The sequence below is a fragment of the Exiguobacterium sp. Leaf187 genome, assembly GCF_001423925.1.
Classification (GTDB): domain Bacteria; phylum Bacillota; class Bacilli; order Exiguobacteriales; family Exiguobacteriaceae; genus Exiguobacterium_A; species Exiguobacterium_A indicum.
On the sequence record NZ_LMPR01000009.1, the window covers coordinates 1,855,773 to 1,871,851 of the forward strand.

Consider the following 16,079-nt stretch of genomic DNA (forward strand, 5'->3'; position numbering starts at 1 on the left):
TAAACCCGTCTTCTTGAAGAAGACAGGTTTATTTGGATACGACTTACTCTCCGAGTGATGCTTGGATGAAGTCATGGAAGAGCGCTTGTGGGCGTTCTGGACGTGAGATCAATTCTGGGTGGAATTGACACGCGACGAACCATTTGTGTTCTGGAATTTCGATGATCTCAACGAGACGACCGTCTGGGCTCGTACCTGAGAAGACCATGCCGTTTGCTTCGAACTGCTCGCGGAATTCGTTACCGAACTCATAACGGTGACGGTGACGTTCATAGACGAGCTCGCTTGAATACGCGGCACGTGCTTTCGTTCCGTCTTCGAGTTTACATGGATAAAGTCCGAGACGGAGCGTACCACCGAGATCCTCGATGTCTTTTTGTTCTGGCAACAAGTCGATGATCGGGTATGGTGTCGCTGGGTCGATTTCCGCTGAGTGTGCGCCTTCAAGGTTGAGGACGTTACGTGCGAATTCGACTGTCGCGAGTTGCATCCCGAGACAGATACCGAAGAACGGTACGTTGTTTTCACGGGCGAAACGTGTCGCTTCGATTTTTCCTTCGATGCCGCGTTCTCCGAATCCACCAGGAACGAGGATACCGTCTGCCGAACCAAGCAATTCGTTGACGTTTTCACGCGTCACGTCTTCTGCGTTGATCCAGTCGATTTCGATGTCACTGTTGAAGGCGAATCCAGCATGTTTCAATGCTTCTGCGACCGAGATGTACGCATCACGTAATTCGACGTATTTCCCGACGAGTGCGATCTTCGTCGTCTTCTCGAGGTGCGTCACTGTGTGGACGAGTTGTTTCCAAGCCGTCATGTCAGCAGCTGGTGTATCGAACTTGAAGTAGTCACAGACGAGTTGGTCCATGCCTTGGCGTTGTAAGTTGAGTGGTACTTCATAGAGTGTCGATGCATCTTGTGCTTCGATGACTGCTTCCGGACGTGTGTCACAGAAGAGAGCGATTTTATCTTTCATCTCTTGTGGGACTGGGTGCTCCGCACGTAAGACGATGATGTCTGGTTGAATACCGTAGCTACGGAGTTCTTTGACACTGTGTTGTGTCGGTTTCGTCTTGAGCTCACCTGCCGCTGCAAGATACGGAACGAGCGTACAGTGAACGTACATGACGTTTTCTTTCCCGATATCGTTTTTCACCTGACGAATGGCTTCGATGAACGGAAGCGATTCGATATCCCCTACTGTTCCACCAATCTCTGTGATGACGACGTCAGCGCCCGTTTCTTTTCCAGCACGGAAGACGCGATCCTTGATTTCGTTCGTGATGTGCGGAATGACTTGGACCGTTCCACCGTTGTAGTCGCCACGGCGTTCCTTCTTGAGGATCGTCGAGTAGATACGTCCAGACGTAACGTTCGCGTTCTGGCTCAAGTTGATGTCGATGAAACGCTCGTAGTGACCAAGGTCAAGGTCTGTCTCCGCGCCATCATCCGTGACGAACACTTCTCCGTGTTGATACGGACTCATCGTACCTGGGTCGATGTTGATGTACGGATCGAATTTTTGGATCGTGACATTGAGGCCACGGTTTTTCAAGAGACGAGCGAGCGATGCAGCGGTGATCCCTTTACCGAGTGACGATACGACGCCACCTGTTACGAAAATATACTTTGTCATGTTAAATATTGCTCCCTTCTCTAATTCACATCTCAACAATACAGAGGTGGTAAAAACAAAAAAGCAAAAGTGCCCCCATTGGAATAGGAGACACTTTTGCTGAAATAAGCACGTTGCTTAAAGAAGCCCATGACTAACTTACGTCATTCGGAAAACTTCGTCAAGCCTAATTTTTCAAAGAAAAATTTCCATGCTCGTTCGTCAGCCGTCAACGAAAAAACTGCCATTTCTATAGGGAAATAGCAGCTGTACAGTTGTGGTTGATCGTGCTTAGACTTCCTCTTCTTCTTCGAAGTCTTCTAAGTCTTCTTCGTCGAGATCATCATCGAGATCATCGATGGCTGCGACTTTTTTGAACGTATCATCGTCTTCGCTGTCGTCAGCTGAATCATAGTCTGCTGTTTTCGCGAATGTATCGAGATCGTCTTCGATCGTTTCGAACTCATCTTCTTCTGCATCATAGTTGAACTCTTCTTCAAACTCATCGAGTTCTCCACGTTGACGCGCTTCGATGACGAGATCCTCATCCGACTTATCGAACGGATACCAAGCGCGGAGTGACCAACGGTTCGCTCCGACGTTGACGAAGTTTCCATCGATATTCATGTCTGTATAGAGTTGAGCAAGTTTCTCGAACTTGTCTTCTTCATCTGTAAACGTATGGTACTTTTCGATTTCTGACGTGATGTCATCGAACGTGATTGGCTGTTCGCCAGCTTCTTGCAACATTTCGTTGACGAATTCGATCAGCGAAAGATCAGTAATCTCTTCTTTACTTAAACGGCTGAGGCTCATTGTGACGGCCACTTCCTTTCATTTGCGTTCAATCCATTACTTCTCATTATACGCAAAACGGCTTTTAAAAATCCAGTCTCTATTTAAAAAAAGCTCGAATTGATTCTCGATTCGTGTTTTTCCTACTCCCGAAAAAGGAATATCCAAGGGAGAAGAAGGAGGAATGACAGATGGAGATGACAATCGAACGGGTCAACGATTTTGATGACTTCAACTGGTTACCAATCTTATCAAAGAGTACACAGGAAGGCTATCCCTTCATCGAACGGATGCTACGTGAACGCCGAAATGAAACGTATCGAGAAGACGGAGAAGCAATGTTCGTCGTTTTGTCGCTCTCCGGTCACGTCATTGCGTGCGGGGGTTATATGAAACAAACCGACGCGATCGACGTCGGTCGGATTCGTCATGTCTACGTCTTACCGGAAATGCGACATCACGGTGTCGGTACGCAACTGCTTGAGAAAATCATCCCAGAAGCGCTGTTGACGTATTCCGAGCTCTGGCTCTATACGGACGATGCCAGTAAATTTTATGAACGATTTGGTTTTGAGCCGTATACGGCAACCAAAGTGACACATCGACTTTTAAAGCATGCATTCGTCCAACCTTAAGTGTCTTGGATTGACATATCGAGAATCATCGATTAGTTTAAGCGTATGACAAATCAAGTGGATCTATTCAAGGCATTATCGAACGAGGTACGTCTTGATATCTTACGCTGGCTCAAGGATCCCGAGACTCATTTCAATAAGCCGACGGCCCATCTCGCGACGAATCTGTCGGACAAGGGAGGCATTTGCGTCGGAGATATCCAAGAGAAGGCGAACTTATCTCAATCGACCGTCTCCCAATATCTTGCGATGTTGCAAAAAGTCGGATTGCTCGAATCCGAACGTCACGGCAAATGGACGTATTACCGGCGAAATGAAGAAAAAATCCAGGAGCTCGCAGCGTACCTCAAAGGAGAACTTTGATCCGTTCTCCTTGCCTTACATATCGACATTTCTCGATATTTAGATTCGTGAAAGGATGAATTCTGTTGAAAATCGTGTATTACGTACTCGCGTTACTTGCGGGTATCGCTTTAAGTGTCGAAGGGGCCATCTATGGTGAGCTCGGGAACTTCGTCGGAAAACTTGAAAGTAGCTTTTATAATTTCTTCGCCGGTACGATCATCATCGGGCTGATCGTCCTCTTCTTCGGAAAAGGTTCACTCGGCTATACATTTCGCGCACCGAAATGGACCTTGCTCGGTGGTCTACTCGGTAGCATCTACTTGACGATCCTGATCATCAGCATCCCGCTCGTCGGTGTCGGTCTCGCCATGATCAGTGTCATCATCGGACAGATGATTGCCAGCATGGTCATCGAACATTACGGCTGGCTCGGTAGTCCGAAACGTCCGATCAATCGTGACAAGCTGACGGCTTCTGCTTTGATGCTCGTCGCTCTATTTCTCATCTTTTAAGGAGGTTCGCTCGTGAATATTCTATTACTCGGTTTTACATTACTCGGCGGCGTGATGCTGAGCGCCCAGTCCTCGATCAACGGTGCCTTCAGTCAAAAGGCAGGGGCTCTCGAAAGTACGTTCCTGACTTTTTTCACCGGAATGCTGATTCTCGCACTCGCCATCTTGTTCTTTGGTCAAGGGAACGTCTTGCTCTTGCTTGAAGCACCACGTTGGCAACTCAGTGCCGTCTTGTTTGGGGTCAGTTATCTCTTCCTGACGATTCTTGCTGTCCCGCAAATCGGTGTCACGGCAGCTAGTATCGCGACCGTCATCGGTCAACTCGCAGCAGGTATGGTCATCGACCACATCGGTGCATTCGGTGGCGTCGTCGTGCCGCTCGACGGAAAACGTCTGCTCGGTCTGCTTGCGATGCTTGCTGCGCTTTACTTCGTCTATCGCGGGAACACACGCAAAGACGTAAAGGCTTCTTCTGATTCGATGGCATCGTGACGATTGTCCTCACGATTCGTTCACGCGCTTTCCTCAGGCGAGACACAAGCCAGTCTCGGCTGTCACAGACAGCCGACCCGGGTCTTGTTTATCTCTGACAGCGCAAGATCTTGCGCTTTTTCCTGTAGGAGTCGCGTGAACAACGTGAGTCCTGCTGTTTCTCATGATCTATCAAAATAGAACATAAAAAACCGAAATGCTGAAGTATATTCACTTCAGCATTTCGATTTTTTCGTGTCGAACGATCCGTTGATGAACGTGCAAGACGAAGACTCCTGCGGGAAAAGCAGCGGAATGGGTGAGACCCCGTAGGCGCGAATGCGGCGAGGAGGCTCGCCTTCCGCCCGCGGAAAGCGAAGTCTTGCACGAGAATCAACACTTGTGTTTTATAAATACCTTATTGCCCCAGCTGTTGTCTCTTAAGTAAGCGCAACGCTTCCGTCGCGAGGCGATGATCCGCTTCCTGCGATAAACCGGAAACGGTGATCGTACCGACGACACCGACTCCTTCGATCCGAATCGGGAACGATCCACCGGCATCGGCATAATCAGCTGGCGAAACGGCATACATCGAGTGGTACGAGCGATGTTTACTTTCATTATACCGACGCATGTAGAGCGAGCTATAGCCATGCCGCAAGACGACGTTCGATTTCCGGCGGATCCACTCTTCCTGATCCGGTGCCGTACCGTCGAGCGCCGCGTAATATAAACGCTGTCCATTCCGTTTGATTTCAACGGCGATCGATAAGTTCTCCTTCATCGCCCGTCCGATCAATTCATGCCCCATCCCGATCGCTTCCGCATTCGTCAGGGACGTCAAGACGAGTTCGTCCTCTTCCGCTAGCAACACCTTCAATTCTTCCATGCATCCCATTCCTTTCGTAAGAGGCGTCGTCCTTCATCACTACTGATGCGCACTGCTTCAATCAAACGCATCGTTTTTTCAGCGTCGCGTAAATCGACAGGTACTCGTCCCCCGCGAAGTCCTTCCGCCAACTGTTCATAAAACGTCGCATAACTGCCTGGAAGTGTCGCGAGACGCTCGACTGGCTGATCGGCGATTTGAAGGTAGCCGTAGGAATCTACTTCATCTTCACCAAGCTGTTCGTCAACACGATGACCTTTCGCAAGCCGTCCTTCTTGCGGGTCCATTCCGTATTTAATGTAACTGCCGCGCGTCGCATGAAACTCGAAACGCGGTGTTGGTCCTTGAATGAAGGACGTCGAACGGAGAATGACACGACGCGTCCCGTAGTGCAACGTGATATGGAAACCATCATCGACGACAGCACCGTCACGTTGCAGGTAGACGTCGCCCGTCAGTGCATCCGGTTCTCCGAACAAGGCAAGTGCTTGATCGAGTAAGTGTGAGCCGAGATCAAACAGGATGCCGGCGCCACTTCCCGCTTGTTCCCGCCAGCGTTCCCGAACGACCGGGCGATAGCGATCAAAGCGTGATTCGATGACTTGCCAGTCGCCGATCTCGTTCATTTCCATCAATTGTTCAAGTGTCAGGAAGTCACCGTCAAAGCGACGATTTTGATAGACGGCGACTTGAACGCCGTGTTGTTTCGCTAACGTTTGCAGCGCCAGTGCTTCTTCGATCGTTACGACAGCCGGCTTTTCGAGTAAGACGTGCTTTTTTGCTTCAATCGCTTGTTTTGCCATTTCGAAATGGAGTGCCGTTGGTGTCGTGATGATGACGAGTTTCGTGTTCTCATCCTGTAAGGCTTCAGCAAGTGTCGCGACGACCGTCGCCTCACTGAAATAGCGCGCTACCTGTTCCGGTCGACTGGAGACGACTTGCGTCACTTCAAATGCCGGTAATGCCTGTAAGAACGGAACGTGGAACGTCACCGCTGAAAAGCCGAATCCGACGAGCGTTGTTTGAATCGGGTTCATGTTGTTTCCTCCTCTGTCACGTCGAGATCGACATGATAATGATCTAGTCGTTCTTGCCACGTTGCATCTGGAACTTGATCGGTAACGAGCACATCGATTTGTTCCCAATCACAGACCTTATGCAAGAAACGCTTATTAAATTTCGTATGGTCTGCGAGGACGATGACACGGGTCGCGCTTCGAATCATCGCTTTCTTTACGACCGCTTCTTCGAGTTGTTCCGCAAAAAGTCCTTCTTCCGTCAATCCACATGCTCCAAGAAACACACAATCGACTTGATAATTCAGGATGTCGTCTGCCGTCTTGATCCCACTCAAGCTGCGCGCATGCCGGTCGAAACGTCCTCCCGTGACGTACAGCTCAATATCCGTGCGAGCTCCGACATAGTCTGCGATGTCGAGGGAGTTCGTGATGACTTGTAGTGGATAAGGCGGAAGTGCTCGTGCCATCTCAGATACCGTCGTTGCAGCGTCGAGCAATAAGCGATCGTTCGCTTGGACGTGACGCGCTGCACGCTGCCCAATCCGCCGTTTTTCCGGTTTCTCTGTCCGTTGCTCATATGCAAGTGTTCCACCAGCACGGACTAATCCATTCTTAACGCGAATGATCTCCCCTTCTTGTTCGAGGGCGATGACGTCACGACGTGCAGTATCCCGTGAAATCTGATACTCCTGCATCAATTGATCGAGCGAAATTTCAGGACTCGTCTTGATCCATTCCCGCATCTGTTGCAACCGTTCGATTTGCCCCATCGATTCCTGCCTCCTTTTTTCTTTATATTAAGTTTTTTCATTACAATATGCAATTTTAATGCAAATAGTTCAACAGTAATTCGGGTAAATAATAGAAGACAACTACTTTCAGAACGGAGGAATAGATATGCAAACGATGTTGATCACGGGTGCTTCTTCCGGTATCGGTCTTGCGACGGCGCGGCGATTCGCAGACGCCGGATGGTTCGTCTACGCTGGTGTCCGGAGTCCAGACGAAATGACCGTGTCATTACCGACGCTTACCTTCTTGCCGCTCGATGTGACGGATGAAACAAGCGTGAAAGCAGCCGTTCGTCAAATTGAACAAGAAGTCGAACATCTCGACGTCGTGTTCTGTAATGCCGGTCATGGTTTGCTGCGCGCACTCGGTCAAGCGACGAGTTATGAAATCAAGCAACTCTTCGAAACGAACGTCTTCGGTGTCATCCGAACGATCGAAGCTTGTCTCCCCTTACTCAAACAAGCACCGGACGGTAGTCACTTACTTGCGACTTCAAGCGTCAGTGGTCTCGTCGGTCAACCGATGAATGAACTGTATTGTGCCAGTAAGTTTGCGATCGAAGGGCTGTTCGAAAGTCTTGCGACCTACTATAAACCGTACTTCAACATCGACGTCACCCTGATTGAACCAGCCGCCGTCGAGACGAACTTTACCGCAACTGTGCTCGATCAACTCGAACGGACGGGCGGCTTACACGAAGACGACTTCAAACCGATCATCACGGCCTATTTGCAGACGTATCGGACGCGACATGCCGATCGCCAATCGGCAGAAGCTCTGGCTGAGGTGATCTTCGAGGTCGTCCACCGTGACGAACGTCCGTTACGGATCCGGACGACAGAAGCCGATGAACATTTCGTCGCCCATAAGACACATCATGATCCGTCAGGTCTCGAAGGGATCGCCAAAATACGACGGCTGACATTAAATCTCGACTGATTTCCCTTTTTTTGAAATTTCAATCCGCCTAAGTAATCTTCGCCCACTATACTGAGACTATCTACCTAAAAATTATCTAGAAGGGCGGAACGCCATGCCATCCTTGTTTCTTTTTACGATCGTCTATCTGATTCCGACCTTCATCATGTTCTACATGTCGATTGATATATTTTTACGCAATCCATCACGTCCGCAACACCGACTGCTTAGCTTATTCACGTTCGCTTACGGGATGTTGTTCCTTGGTGAATTTTTCCGGAATGCCTCCCCGATCGAGTTTAGTCCGGCATTCGTGACCTACTGGTTCGGAAATGCTGGTCTGATCGTCTTCAGTACATCGCTCCACTTCATCTTTCGCGTCTCGAATTTGTGGAAACGAATGCCACGCTTACTGTACCCATGGATCTTCTATCTGCCGATGGGCGTCGTGTTGACGACATACGTCTTCCAGACGAACGTCATCAACAGTCAGCAATTCACACAGGTCGGACAGTTCATCTACCCTGAATTCAACACACAATATCTAGTGACGATGACGATCGGGAACATCTTCCATCTCCTCGTCATCAGTCTGCTCGTGTACGCACGGACACACTTGAAAGATGCGCGTCGTGGCATTATCAATGTCTTACTCAGTGTCGCGATTCTCGTTCTCGCGTGGGATATCGTCTTCGGCTACTGGTCGTTCTACGGCATCATGCCACCGTATGCCTATATGTATGGCGGTTTGTTCTGGGCAGGAGCACTGGCAATCGCAATGCGCCGATTCGATTATCTCGCGTCCTATCAGAAGCGTTTCGCGACGCTCTACAATTTGAATCCTTCGGCAATCCTGCTGCTCGACCGGGATGGACGAATCGAGAGTGCCAACCCAGCCGCTCATCGGCTGTTTGAGACCGATGACTTAACGGCATGTACGTTTTCGACCTACTTGCCGGATAAAAAACAAGCCGATTGGTCGCTGCATTATATGACGCACTTTTTATCGCAACGTAAGTTCAATGAATTCGAGACGAAGATTTTGACAGCACAACAACAAGAACGCTACGTCGTCATGGATGCCGATTTCGTCTTCATCGAACAAGAGCTGCACGGGATGTTGTTGATTCGTGATATCCAGTCCTTCAAGGAGGCCGAGCAGACGATTCGTTTCTTCGCCTACCACGATCCGTTGACGAAGATTGCGAATCGCCGGAGCTTTTATGAACGTGCGGCGCAAGAGTTACTCGAGCTTGATCATATAGCGATCATCGTCGTCGACCTCGACGGTTTCAAAGCGATCAACGATACGTATGGACATCAAATCGGTGACGCCTTCTTGATTCATATCGCTCGCCTACTAGAACATCATGCGGAACAGAATGGGTTCGCTGCCCGTGTCGGTGGCGACGAATTCTTCTTACTCTATCGTCATCCGTCTGTCGCTATACTCCATGCCTATGCTGCGAACCTGTTGACGTACTTGCAAGACAACCCTTACCGGTTCGCTGAAGAAACCATCGAAATCCGAACGAGCATCGGACTCAGTTACTCACCCAATCATGGCGTCGATCTCGACACGCTGATTCAGCATGCTGACCAAGCGATGTATCGTGTCAAACATGCTGGAAAGAACGATTATTTCATTCATGATACGATGGACTCGACGCAACGATCCTAAAGGAGAGATTCCATGATTTCTGTACTGACGATTTTTTCACGCTTATTCAAGGGATTGCGCCGCGCCTTTCACTTATCTTACTTTCGTGGTCTATTGATTCTCTGCCTGTTGACGCTCGTCTCCGGTACGATCTTCTATAGCACGGAAGAAAACCTGTCGATAGTGGATGCACTTTACTTTTGTATCACGACATTAAGTACGGTTGGGCATCCAACGTTCGTTCCGACGACGACGCTCGGTAAGGTCTTTACGATGGCATACATCACGATTGGCTGCGGGCTGTTCTTAACACTGATTGCCACGTTATCGTATGTCCTGATTAAACAACCGGAGGATGAATAAGGGGGAATGATCCATGCGCCAAGCTGCCATCCAAAATAACTTCGATTGGTGTCGCCTCGTCTGTGAGTCAGCCGGTTGCCGGGTGACAGAAACTGATTCGACCTGGCACGCTCAAGGAAACGTACCAAGCTATTATCCGGAACTGATGGTCCGGCTTCCCCATCAGCGAATTGGTGTCACGGATGTCTACAGTATCAAGGACTGCACGGCAAGCTATGATTTCTCGAGTGCCGGTCTCAGTCATCTGTTCACAGCGGAATGGATGACCCGCCCTGCCATACTCGATCGCCGTGCTCTTCCCGTCGATTGGTCCGTCGTGACGGATCTCGATCAGTTCGCTCGCTTCCAGTCGATCCAGGTAACACCGGAGTTGCCCACAACGTTATGGCAACATCCCGCTGTCCGATTCTTCTATTCGGAGGCGCAACAAGCAAGTTGCATCGCCTACTCGAATCAAGTGACGACCGGACTGACGTACGTCAATTCCGATTACCTCGACGAACGCTTATGGGATGATATCGCACGTTTGAGTTCAGCACATTTTCCCGGTCAATCGCTCGTCGGTTACGAGTATGGCGATCACCTGATCACAGCGCTTGAAGCCGGCTTTGACGACGTTGGTCCACTCGCGATCTGGATTCGCACGACGCATGATCACACATGAAAAAACCGAACCGATTCCCTTCCTCTTGACGAAGATGAATCGGTTCGGTTTTTTTACATCAAGCGGCTAATGAATGCCGTTGCAATCCCGAAGTAGACGAGGAGCGATAAGATATCGTTCAACGTCGTGATCAATGGTCCGGATGCGATTGCTGGGTCAATCTTTAGGCGATGTAAGATGAGCGGAATGATCGTTCCAGCAAGTGTCCCGAAGATCAACGTGATGACGAGCGAACTGCCGACGACAAGACCTAAGACGGCACTCCCTTGCCAGACGTAGGCAATGATGGCGATCAAGATACCACAAATGACACCAATGATTAAACCAACCCAGAGCTCCCGTAGGATCAACCGAGTCGCGACCCGCTTATCGACTTCACGCGTGATCAATCCGCGGACGACAACCGCGAGCGATTGGGTACCAGTATTTCCGGTCATACCAGCAATCATCGGCATGAAGAAGGCGAGCGCGACGACTTTTGAGAGCGTCTCTTCGAACTGACTGATGATTGATCCGGAGACGAGCCCGATGAACAGTAGCAAGACGAGCCACGGTAAGCGACGGGTCGCAGCAATCCACGGCTTCGTCTCGAAATCAATCGATTTACCGGATGCCGAGAGTTTCTCGATGTCTTCGTTTGCTTCTTCCCGTAAGACGTCAAGCGCATCATCGACCGTGATCAATCCAACGAGAATGTCGCCCTCGACGACGGGTAACGAGACGAGATCATAGCGTTCGAACAATTGCGCGACTTCTTCTTGGTCGGTCTCTGCCGCTACCCGAATCACCTTCGTCTCCATGACGTCACTAATCCGTTCCGTGTTTTCAGCTAAGATGACATCCCGGTATGAGATGACACCAACGAGTTCACTGAGTTGATTGACGACGTAGACATAGTTGATCGTCTCCGAATATTCGATGTAGTCGCGCATCTTCTCGACTGTCTCACCGACCGTGAAATCCTCTCCGACCCAGATGAACCGGTTCGTCATCAAGCGCCCTGCCGTTTCCGGTGGATACGTCAAGAGATTGCGGACGATCAGAGCCTCGTCCGTCCGCATGCTTCCAAGCAAGCGGTCGGTCTCTTCCGGTCCAAGTTCCTCGAGTAAATCCGCGACGTCATCGTTCTCCATTAAATCGAGGACGTGCCCGGCACGCTCGACGTCTAAACGACGTAAGACGGCGAGACGTTGCTCCCCTTCGAGCTCCTCGAGGACATCCGCCAATCGCTCGTGATCCAGATAGTCGAGGAGTCGTGCCTGATCGTCTTCGCCCAACTCTTCATACACTTGCGCGATATCATACGGATAGACCTCTTCGATGACTTGCTGTGCTTGCTCCCGCTTTTCCTTCGCGAGCGCATCGAGCAATAACCACTTCCATTGTTGTTCTGCTGTCTGACGCAATCTCCTCACCCCCATTACGATTCTGCCTTTTCATCTTAGCACGAGTTGATTCGCGATCGATATCGAAAAACAGTTGACATCTGTTTCCTACGGCTTTAAAGTTTGCCTTAAGGAAACATTATTTGTAGACCGAATCTTTATCCAGTAATTGGAGTTAAAATTTTTACCCTATTTTTTGCCCTAAGGAAACTTTCCTTCTATACACCACAAAACCAAAGGAGTGATCATTCATGTACGCCCTTGACGTTGATCGTCTCACCGTCTCTTATTTTGATACCCATGCACTCGACGGAGTGTCCGTTCGCCTCCCGGTCGCTTCGTTGATTGGCATCATCGGACCGAACGGTGCTGGTAAATCCACATTCTTAAAAGCCGTCCTCGGTCTGATCCCGGCTCGTATCGAGCAGTTACGCGTGCTCGACCAATCACTCGAAGACGTCCGGTCACGCGTCGCTTATGTCCCACAACGAAGTGCAATTGATTGGGATTTCCCGGTTCGTGTGCAGGATGTCGTGTTGATGGGCTGTTATCCGAAGCTCGGCTTATTCAAACGACCATCGAAAGCACAAAAAGCGTTCGCCATGGATTGTCTCGAACGCGTCGGTATGTCCGATCATGCTGAACGCCAAATCGGTGAACTGTCAGGCGGACAGCAACAACGGGTCTTTCTGGCGCGTGCCCTTGCCCAAGAAGCAGAGCTACTATTGCTGGACGAACCGTTCGTCGGCATCGATGTCGCGAGTGAGCAGATGATCATCGAGCTCTTACGGACACTCCGAGCCGAAGGGCGGACGATTGTCGTCGTCCACCATGATTTGCATAAAGCAGAAGACTACTTCGACACATTGATGCTGTTGAACAAACAACTAATCGCTGTCGGTCCGCCGTCTGATATCTTGACACCGGAATGGCTCGAACCAGCGTATGGCTTACCGCTATTCGAACGACGCAAGGAGGGACGAGGATGACGTTCATCGAGGCATTACTTCAGTATGAATTCTTACAAAAAGCGATGATCACCGCCGTCATGGTCGGCATCATCTGTGGTGTGATCGGCTGTTTCATCATCCTTCGCGGAATGTCGTTGATGGGGGATGCAATCTCGCACGCCGTTTTACCTGGTGTTGCGATTTCCTATCTACTCGGAATCAACTTCCTGATCGGTGCTGTCGTGACGGGTCTCGTGACCGCACTCGGAATCGGCTTCGTTAGCCAGAACAGTCGCATCAAGAACGATACGGCAATCGGAATCATGTTCACATCCGCCTTCGCCCTCGGGATCATCCTGATTTCGTTCTTGCGTAGCAGTAGCGATCTCTATCACATTCTGTTTGGTAACGTCCTCGCGGTCCGTCCGAGCGACATGTGGATGACCGTCATCATCGGATTGATCGTCCTCGGTGGAATCTTCTTGTTCTACAAAGAGTTGCTGATCAGCTCGTTTGATCCGACGATGGCGCAAGCCTATGGACTATCGACGCGTTGGATTCATTACGGACTGATGACGTTACTAACACTCGTCACCGTCGCTTCACTTCAGACCGTCGGCATCATCCTCGTCGTCGCGATGCTGATCACACCGGCAGCGACCGCGTATTTACTGACGAACCGCCTCTCACGGATGCTGTTCCTAGCGGGAGGCTTCGGTACGTTGTCCGCCATCATCGGACTGTATTTCAGCTTTACCTATAATCTATCTTCCGGTGCGTCGATCGTCCTCGTCGCGACGACGTTGTTCGCCCTCGTCTTCGTCTTCTCACCACGTCACGGTCTGATGCGTCACCGGAAACGAAAGGAGTCTACTGTATGAAAGTAAAACTTTTTCTGTTCGTCCTCCTCAGCACGGTCTTGCTTGCTGCTTGTTCGACACCTGCAGAAGATAACGGGAAGCTGAAGGTCGTTGCGACATATTCGATTCTCGCTGACCTCGCACGTGAGGTCGGTGGTGAACATGTCGATGTCCACAGCATGGTCAAGATCGGGGCAAACCCGCACGAGTATGATCCACTTCCAGCAGACGTACAAGCGATGGCAGATGCTGACGTCGTCTTCTACAACGGGTTGAACCTGGAAGCCGGCGGTGCGTGGTTCGATAAACTCCGGGCAACGACTGGCAAAGACGCGTCTGACGCACCAGTCTATCGTTTAAGCAAAGGCGTCGAACCGAAATACCTGACGACGAAGGGCAAAGAATCGGAGACTGATCCGCATGCGTGGCTCGATATAAGCAATGGGATTCGCTACGTCGAAAACGTCAAGCAGGCATTAATCAAGGAAGATCCGAAGCACAAAGCCGACTACGAAAAAAATGCCGATGCCTATATTAAAAAATTGCAGACGCTTGATCAGGAAGCGAAAAAGCAGTTTGCCGCTATTCCGAAAGCAGAACGTCATCTCGTCACGAGCGAAGGAGCCTTCAAATACTTCGGAACTGCCTATGACGTCAAAGCGGATTATATTTGGGAGATCAACTCAGATAATCAAGGAACTCCGGCTCAAGTCCGCCGGATCGTCGATACGATCAAGGAGCAAGATATCCCAGTCCTGTTCGTCGAAACGAGCGTCGATCGGCGGAGCATGGAAACCGTCTCAAGGGAGACTGGTGTTCCGATCGGTGGTACTCTCTTCACCGACTCACTCGGTGCACCGGGTAAGGATGGCGACACCTACTACAGCATGATGCAAGCAAACATCGAGACGATCACGGAAGCACTCGCCAAGTAAGCGTCAACAAATCGTCACGCCTTCTCGATACGTCTTTCCTTATAATGAAGGCAAGACGATGAAAGAGAGGCACATTATGCAAATAGGACTATATCGTTACGCCTTTCCCCTTAGTATCATCCTGTTGCTCGCTGCATGCGGAACAGCTGATCAAACGGGTGCTCCAAAAACAGAACAGACGAATCACGGAGATCATGCGGACCATGCCAGCCACGGTGCTGGTGATCAACTCGAGAAGACCGCGGGACCAGACACGTTACCCGCTTTTCTGAACGAACAGGATGAGTCGATCCAGACGATTTACCGCTCCGTCGCTAAACATCCTGATCTCTTGAAGAAGATGCCTTGTTATTGTGGTTGCGGTGAATCTGCTGGTCATACAAGCAACTATGACTGCTTCATCGAGGAGCAGACTGCTAGTTCCACGACCTGGACGACGCACGGCATCACGTGCGGCACGTGTCTCGATATCGCAGCACAGTCGATTGTCGCTTATCAAAAAGGTAGCTCCGTCAAGGAAATCCGGACTGCCATCGATCAAGCTTATAAAAAGACCGGTGTCACACCGACGCCAACTCCGGCACTCTAATAAACAGTCCGCCCTCCTCGCGATGAACGTCAGGAAAGGCGGACTGCTTTTTTTATGTTCTTTTTTCTGTCTCATGTGGAGCGCATTTGACTTCCAGCACGCAAAACGAGCGGTCGACCCGACAACAGCTCATCCAGTTGATAGTACGTATGTGCCCGAATCGGTCGATCCGTTCGTGGCAGGTGACGGAGTTCGTATGCTACTTCGAGTAAGTAAAATTTGTATTCCTCCCCTTCATCAAAACCGAAGCTTGCGCGCCGTTCTTCGATATACGCAAGGACACGCTCCTGTTGCGAGAACGAGAGCCGCTGGACTTGTGGGGCAAGTGCCTCGTGCGGAGAGAGCACGATTTCCCGCTCCGTGCGATACAGTCGATGCATGACGCCACCACTTTGACGCAAGGCAATCAAACGCGCGGGTCGATATGGACGTGGGTGCGGATGCGCATGGACGAGGTAACGTTCAATCGTGACTTGAGTCGGTCCTGCCGGTAGAGAGATGACGTCATACATACAAAATCGCTCCTTCTCAAAAAATAATAGCTACTCTCATATGCTACCATATCTATCCAGCATTCTTACGTTGACGACAGAAGGGGAATCCGTTTTCAAAGTTTCGCAATTGGTTTTAAGACCGAGCGGGGGTGGAACAGATGGAGAGAAACGATTCCTATCTGGAA

General features: G+C 50.2%; 19 protein-coding genes. 12 read left to right on the plus strand and 7 right to left on the minus strand.

Annotated elements, in window-relative coordinates; all coding sequences use genetic code 11:
• Positions 1 to 43 precede the first annotated feature (43 nt).
• Both ASF99_RS13635 and rpoE read right to left on the minus strand, forming a co-directional pair.
• The gene (locus ASF99_RS13635; protein WP_023469561.1) at positions 44 to 1,639 is read right to left on the minus strand and encodes a CTP synthase; all 1,596 of its coding nucleotides are present in this window, start codon (positions 1,637 to 1,639) and stop codon (positions 44 to 46) included.
• 270 nt (positions 1,640 to 1,909) lie between these two features.
• Complete coding sequence (gene rpoE, locus ASF99_RS13640) at positions 1,910 to 2,434, minus strand: DNA-directed RNA polymerase subunit delta (RefSeq protein ID WP_023469562.1); 525 nt, start codon at positions 2,432 to 2,434, stop codon at positions 1,910 to 1,912.
• A gap of 170 nt (positions 2,435 to 2,604) precedes the next feature.
• Here rpoE and ASF99_RS13645 point away from each other — a divergent pair, with 170 nt between their 5' ends.
• The 4 genes from ASF99_RS13645 (at position 2,605) to ASF99_RS13660 (ending at position 4,397) form a co-directional block, all read left to right on the plus strand.
• A complete protein-coding gene (locus tag ASF99_RS13645; protein ID WP_055969349.1) occupies positions 2,605 to 3,048 on the plus strand; it encodes a GNAT family N-acetyltransferase in 444 nt (147 codons plus the stop codon).
• Between the two features lie 45 nt (positions 3,049 to 3,093).
• On the plus strand, positions 3,094 to 3,411 hold the full coding sequence (locus ASF99_RS13650) for an ArsR/SmtB family transcription factor (protein WP_023469564.1): 318 nt from the start codon (positions 3,094 to 3,096) through the stop codon (positions 3,409 to 3,411).
• A 65-nt stretch (positions 3,412 to 3,476) separates the two neighbouring features.
• Positions 3,477 to 3,905 carry a DMT family transporter gene (locus ASF99_RS13655; protein ID WP_023469565.1) on the plus strand — a complete coding sequence of 143 codons (429 nt, stop codon included), beginning with the start codon at positions 3,477 to 3,479 and terminating at the stop codon, positions 3,903 to 3,905.
• Between the two features lie 12 nt (positions 3,906 to 3,917).
• Positions 3,918 to 4,397, plus strand: coding sequence for a DMT family transporter (locus ASF99_RS13660; RefSeq protein WP_055969352.1), 480 nt, complete (start codon positions 3,918 to 3,920; stop codon positions 4,395 to 4,397).
• A 397-nt stretch (positions 4,398 to 4,794) separates the two neighbouring features.
• Here the strand turns inward: ASF99_RS13660 and ASF99_RS13665 are convergent, their stop codons facing one another.
• From ASF99_RS13665 to ASF99_RS13675, 3 genes are read right to left on the minus strand one after another with little or no spacing between them, the layout of a single operon-like run.
• Positions 4,795 to 5,265 (minus strand): heme-degrading domain-containing protein, encoded by a 471-nt coding sequence (locus ASF99_RS13665; RefSeq protein WP_055969354.1) that lies wholly within the window; start codon positions 5,263 to 5,265, stop codon positions 4,795 to 4,797.
• Positions 5,253 to 6,302, minus strand: a complete 1,050-nt coding sequence (locus ASF99_RS13670; protein ID WP_055969357.1) for a Gfo/Idh/MocA family oxidoreductase — start codon at positions 6,300 to 6,302, stop codon at positions 5,253 to 5,255. Before ASF99_RS13670 ends, ASF99_RS13665 begins: the two co-directional genes overlap by 13 nt.
• Positions 6,299 to 7,054 (minus strand): DeoR/GlpR family DNA-binding transcription regulator, encoded by a 756-nt coding sequence (locus tag ASF99_RS13675; protein ID WP_035395763.1) that lies wholly within the window; start codon positions 7,052 to 7,054, stop codon positions 6,299 to 6,301. The genes ASF99_RS13670 and ASF99_RS13675 overlap by 4 nt, the downstream gene beginning before the upstream one ends.
• A 127-nt stretch (positions 7,055 to 7,181) precedes the next feature.
• Here ASF99_RS13675 and ASF99_RS13680 point away from each other — a divergent pair, with 127 nt between their 5' ends.
• The 4 genes from ASF99_RS13680 (at position 7,182) to ASF99_RS13695 (ending at position 10,681) form a co-directional block, all read left to right on the plus strand.
• Positions 7,182 to 8,015 carry an SDR family oxidoreductase gene (locus tag ASF99_RS13680; RefSeq protein WP_055969361.1) on the plus strand — a complete coding sequence of 278 codons (834 nt, stop codon included), beginning with the start codon at positions 7,182 to 7,184 and terminating at the stop codon, positions 8,013 to 8,015.
• 94 nt (positions 8,016 to 8,109) lie between these two features.
• Entirely contained in the window at positions 8,110 to 9,675 is a 1,566-nt protein-coding gene (locus ASF99_RS13685) for a sensor domain-containing diguanylate cyclase (RefSeq protein WP_055969363.1), read from the plus strand.
• Positions 9,676 to 9,687: 12 nt separating this feature from the next.
• Positions 9,688 to 10,017 (plus strand): potassium channel family protein, encoded by a 330-nt coding sequence (locus ASF99_RS13690; protein ID WP_023469572.1) that lies wholly within the window; start codon positions 9,688 to 9,690, stop codon positions 10,015 to 10,017.
• A 13-nt stretch (positions 10,018 to 10,030) separates the two neighbouring features.
• Positions 10,031 to 10,681: a hypothetical protein gene (locus ASF99_RS13695; protein ID WP_055969367.1), complete on the plus strand. Its 651-nt coding sequence runs from the start codon at positions 10,031 to 10,033 to the stop codon at positions 10,679 to 10,681.
• Between the two features lie 53 nt (positions 10,682 to 10,734).
• Here the strand turns inward: ASF99_RS13695 and mgtE are convergent, their stop codons facing one another.
• Positions 10,735 to 12,087 carry a magnesium transporter gene (mgtE, locus tag ASF99_RS13700; RefSeq protein ID WP_023469574.1) on the minus strand — a complete coding sequence of 451 codons (1,353 nt, stop codon included), beginning with the start codon at positions 12,085 to 12,087 and terminating at the stop codon, positions 10,735 to 10,737.
• A gap of 230 nt (positions 12,088 to 12,317) precedes the next feature.
• On the opposite strand from mgtE, the gene ASF99_RS13705 reads away from it, so the two are divergent.
• The 4 genes from ASF99_RS13705 to ASF99_RS13720 all read left to right on the plus strand — a co-directional run bounded on the left by ASF99_RS13705 (position 12,318) and on the right by ASF99_RS13720 (position 15,400).
• Positions 12,318 to 13,055 carry a metal ABC transporter ATP-binding protein gene (locus ASF99_RS13705; protein WP_055969370.1) on the plus strand — a complete coding sequence of 246 codons (738 nt, stop codon included), beginning with the start codon at positions 12,318 to 12,320 and terminating at the stop codon, positions 13,053 to 13,055.
• Entirely contained in the window at positions 13,052 to 13,897 is an 846-nt protein-coding gene (locus tag ASF99_RS13710) for a metal ABC transporter permease (RefSeq protein WP_023469576.1), read from the plus strand. The genes ASF99_RS13705 and ASF99_RS13710 overlap by 4 nt, the downstream gene beginning before the upstream one ends.
• The gene (locus tag ASF99_RS13715; protein ID WP_029342805.1) at positions 13,894 to 14,811 is read left to right on the plus strand and encodes a metal ABC transporter substrate-binding protein; all 918 of its coding nucleotides are present in this window, start codon (positions 13,894 to 13,896) and stop codon (positions 14,809 to 14,811) included. Before ASF99_RS13710 ends, ASF99_RS13715 begins: the two co-directional genes overlap by 4 nt.
• 76 nt (positions 14,812 to 14,887) lie before the next feature.
• Positions 14,888 to 15,400: a PCYCGC motif-containing (lipo)protein gene (locus tag ASF99_RS13720; RefSeq protein ID WP_055969373.1), complete on the plus strand. Its 513-nt coding sequence runs from the start codon at positions 14,888 to 14,890 to the stop codon at positions 15,398 to 15,400.
• Between the two features lie 71 nt (positions 15,401 to 15,471).
• Here the strand turns inward: ASF99_RS13720 and ASF99_RS13725 are convergent, their stop codons facing one another.
• Entirely contained in the window at positions 15,472 to 15,912 is a 441-nt protein-coding gene (locus ASF99_RS13725) for a hypothetical protein (protein ID WP_035395742.1), read from the minus strand.
• Positions 15,913 to 16,079 lie beyond the last annotated feature (167 nt).

What these genes read in the sequence shown, in the direction of transcription:
- ASF99_RS13635 (WP_023469561.1), bottom strand. Translation starts at nt 1,639, where the DNA reads ATGACAAAGTATATTTTCGTAACAGGTGGCGTCGTATCGTCACTCGGT.
- rpoE (WP_023469562.1), bottom strand. Translation starts at nt 2,434, where the DNA reads ATGAGCCTCAGCCGTTTAAGTAAAGAAGAGATTACTGATCTTTCGCTG.
- ASF99_RS13645 (WP_055969349.1), top strand. Translation starts at nt 2,605, where the DNA reads ATGGAGATGACAATCGAACGGGTCAACGATTTTGATGACTTCAACTGG.
- ASF99_RS13650 (WP_023469564.1), top strand. Translation starts at nt 3,094, where the DNA reads ATGACAAATCAAGTGGATCTATTCAAGGCATTATCGAACGAGGTACGT.
- ASF99_RS13665 (WP_055969354.1), bottom strand. Translation starts at nt 5,265, where the DNA reads ATGGAAGAATTGAAGGTGTTGCTAGCGGAAGAGGACGAACTCGTCTTG.
- ASF99_RS13670 (WP_055969357.1), bottom strand. Translation starts at nt 6,302, where the DNA reads ATGAACCCGATTCAAACAACGCTCGTCGGATTCGGCTTTTCAGCGGTG.
- ASF99_RS13675 (WP_035395763.1), bottom strand. Translation starts at nt 7,054, where the DNA reads ATGGGGCAAATCGAACGGTTGCAACAGATGCGGGAATGGATCAAGACG.
- ASF99_RS13680 (WP_055969361.1), top strand. Translation starts at nt 7,182, where the DNA reads ATGCAAACGATGTTGATCACGGGTGCTTCTTCCGGTATCGGTCTTGCG.
- ASF99_RS13685 (WP_055969363.1), top strand. Translation starts at nt 8,110, where the DNA reads ATGCCATCCTTGTTTCTTTTTACGATCGTCTATCTGATTCCGACCTTC.
- ASF99_RS13690 (WP_023469572.1), top strand. Translation starts at nt 9,688, where the DNA reads ATGATTTCTGTACTGACGATTTTTTCACGCTTATTCAAGGGATTGCGC.
- ASF99_RS13695 (WP_055969367.1), top strand. Translation starts at nt 10,031, where the DNA reads ATGCGCCAAGCTGCCATCCAAAATAACTTCGATTGGTGTCGCCTCGTC.
- ASF99_RS13705 (WP_055969370.1), top strand. Translation starts at nt 12,318, where the DNA reads ATGTACGCCCTTGACGTTGATCGTCTCACCGTCTCTTATTTTGATACC.
- ASF99_RS13710 (WP_023469576.1), top strand. Translation starts at nt 13,052, where the DNA reads ATGACGTTCATCGAGGCATTACTTCAGTATGAATTCTTACAAAAAGCG.
- ASF99_RS13715 (WP_029342805.1), top strand. Translation starts at nt 13,894, where the DNA reads ATGAAAGTAAAACTTTTTCTGTTCGTCCTCCTCAGCACGGTCTTGCTT.
- ASF99_RS13720 (WP_055969373.1), top strand. Translation starts at nt 14,888, where the DNA reads ATGCAAATAGGACTATATCGTTACGCCTTTCCCCTTAGTATCATCCTG.
- ASF99_RS13725 (WP_035395742.1), bottom strand. Translation starts at nt 15,912, where the DNA reads ATGTATGACGTCATCTCTCTACCGGCAGGACCGACTCAAGTCACGATT.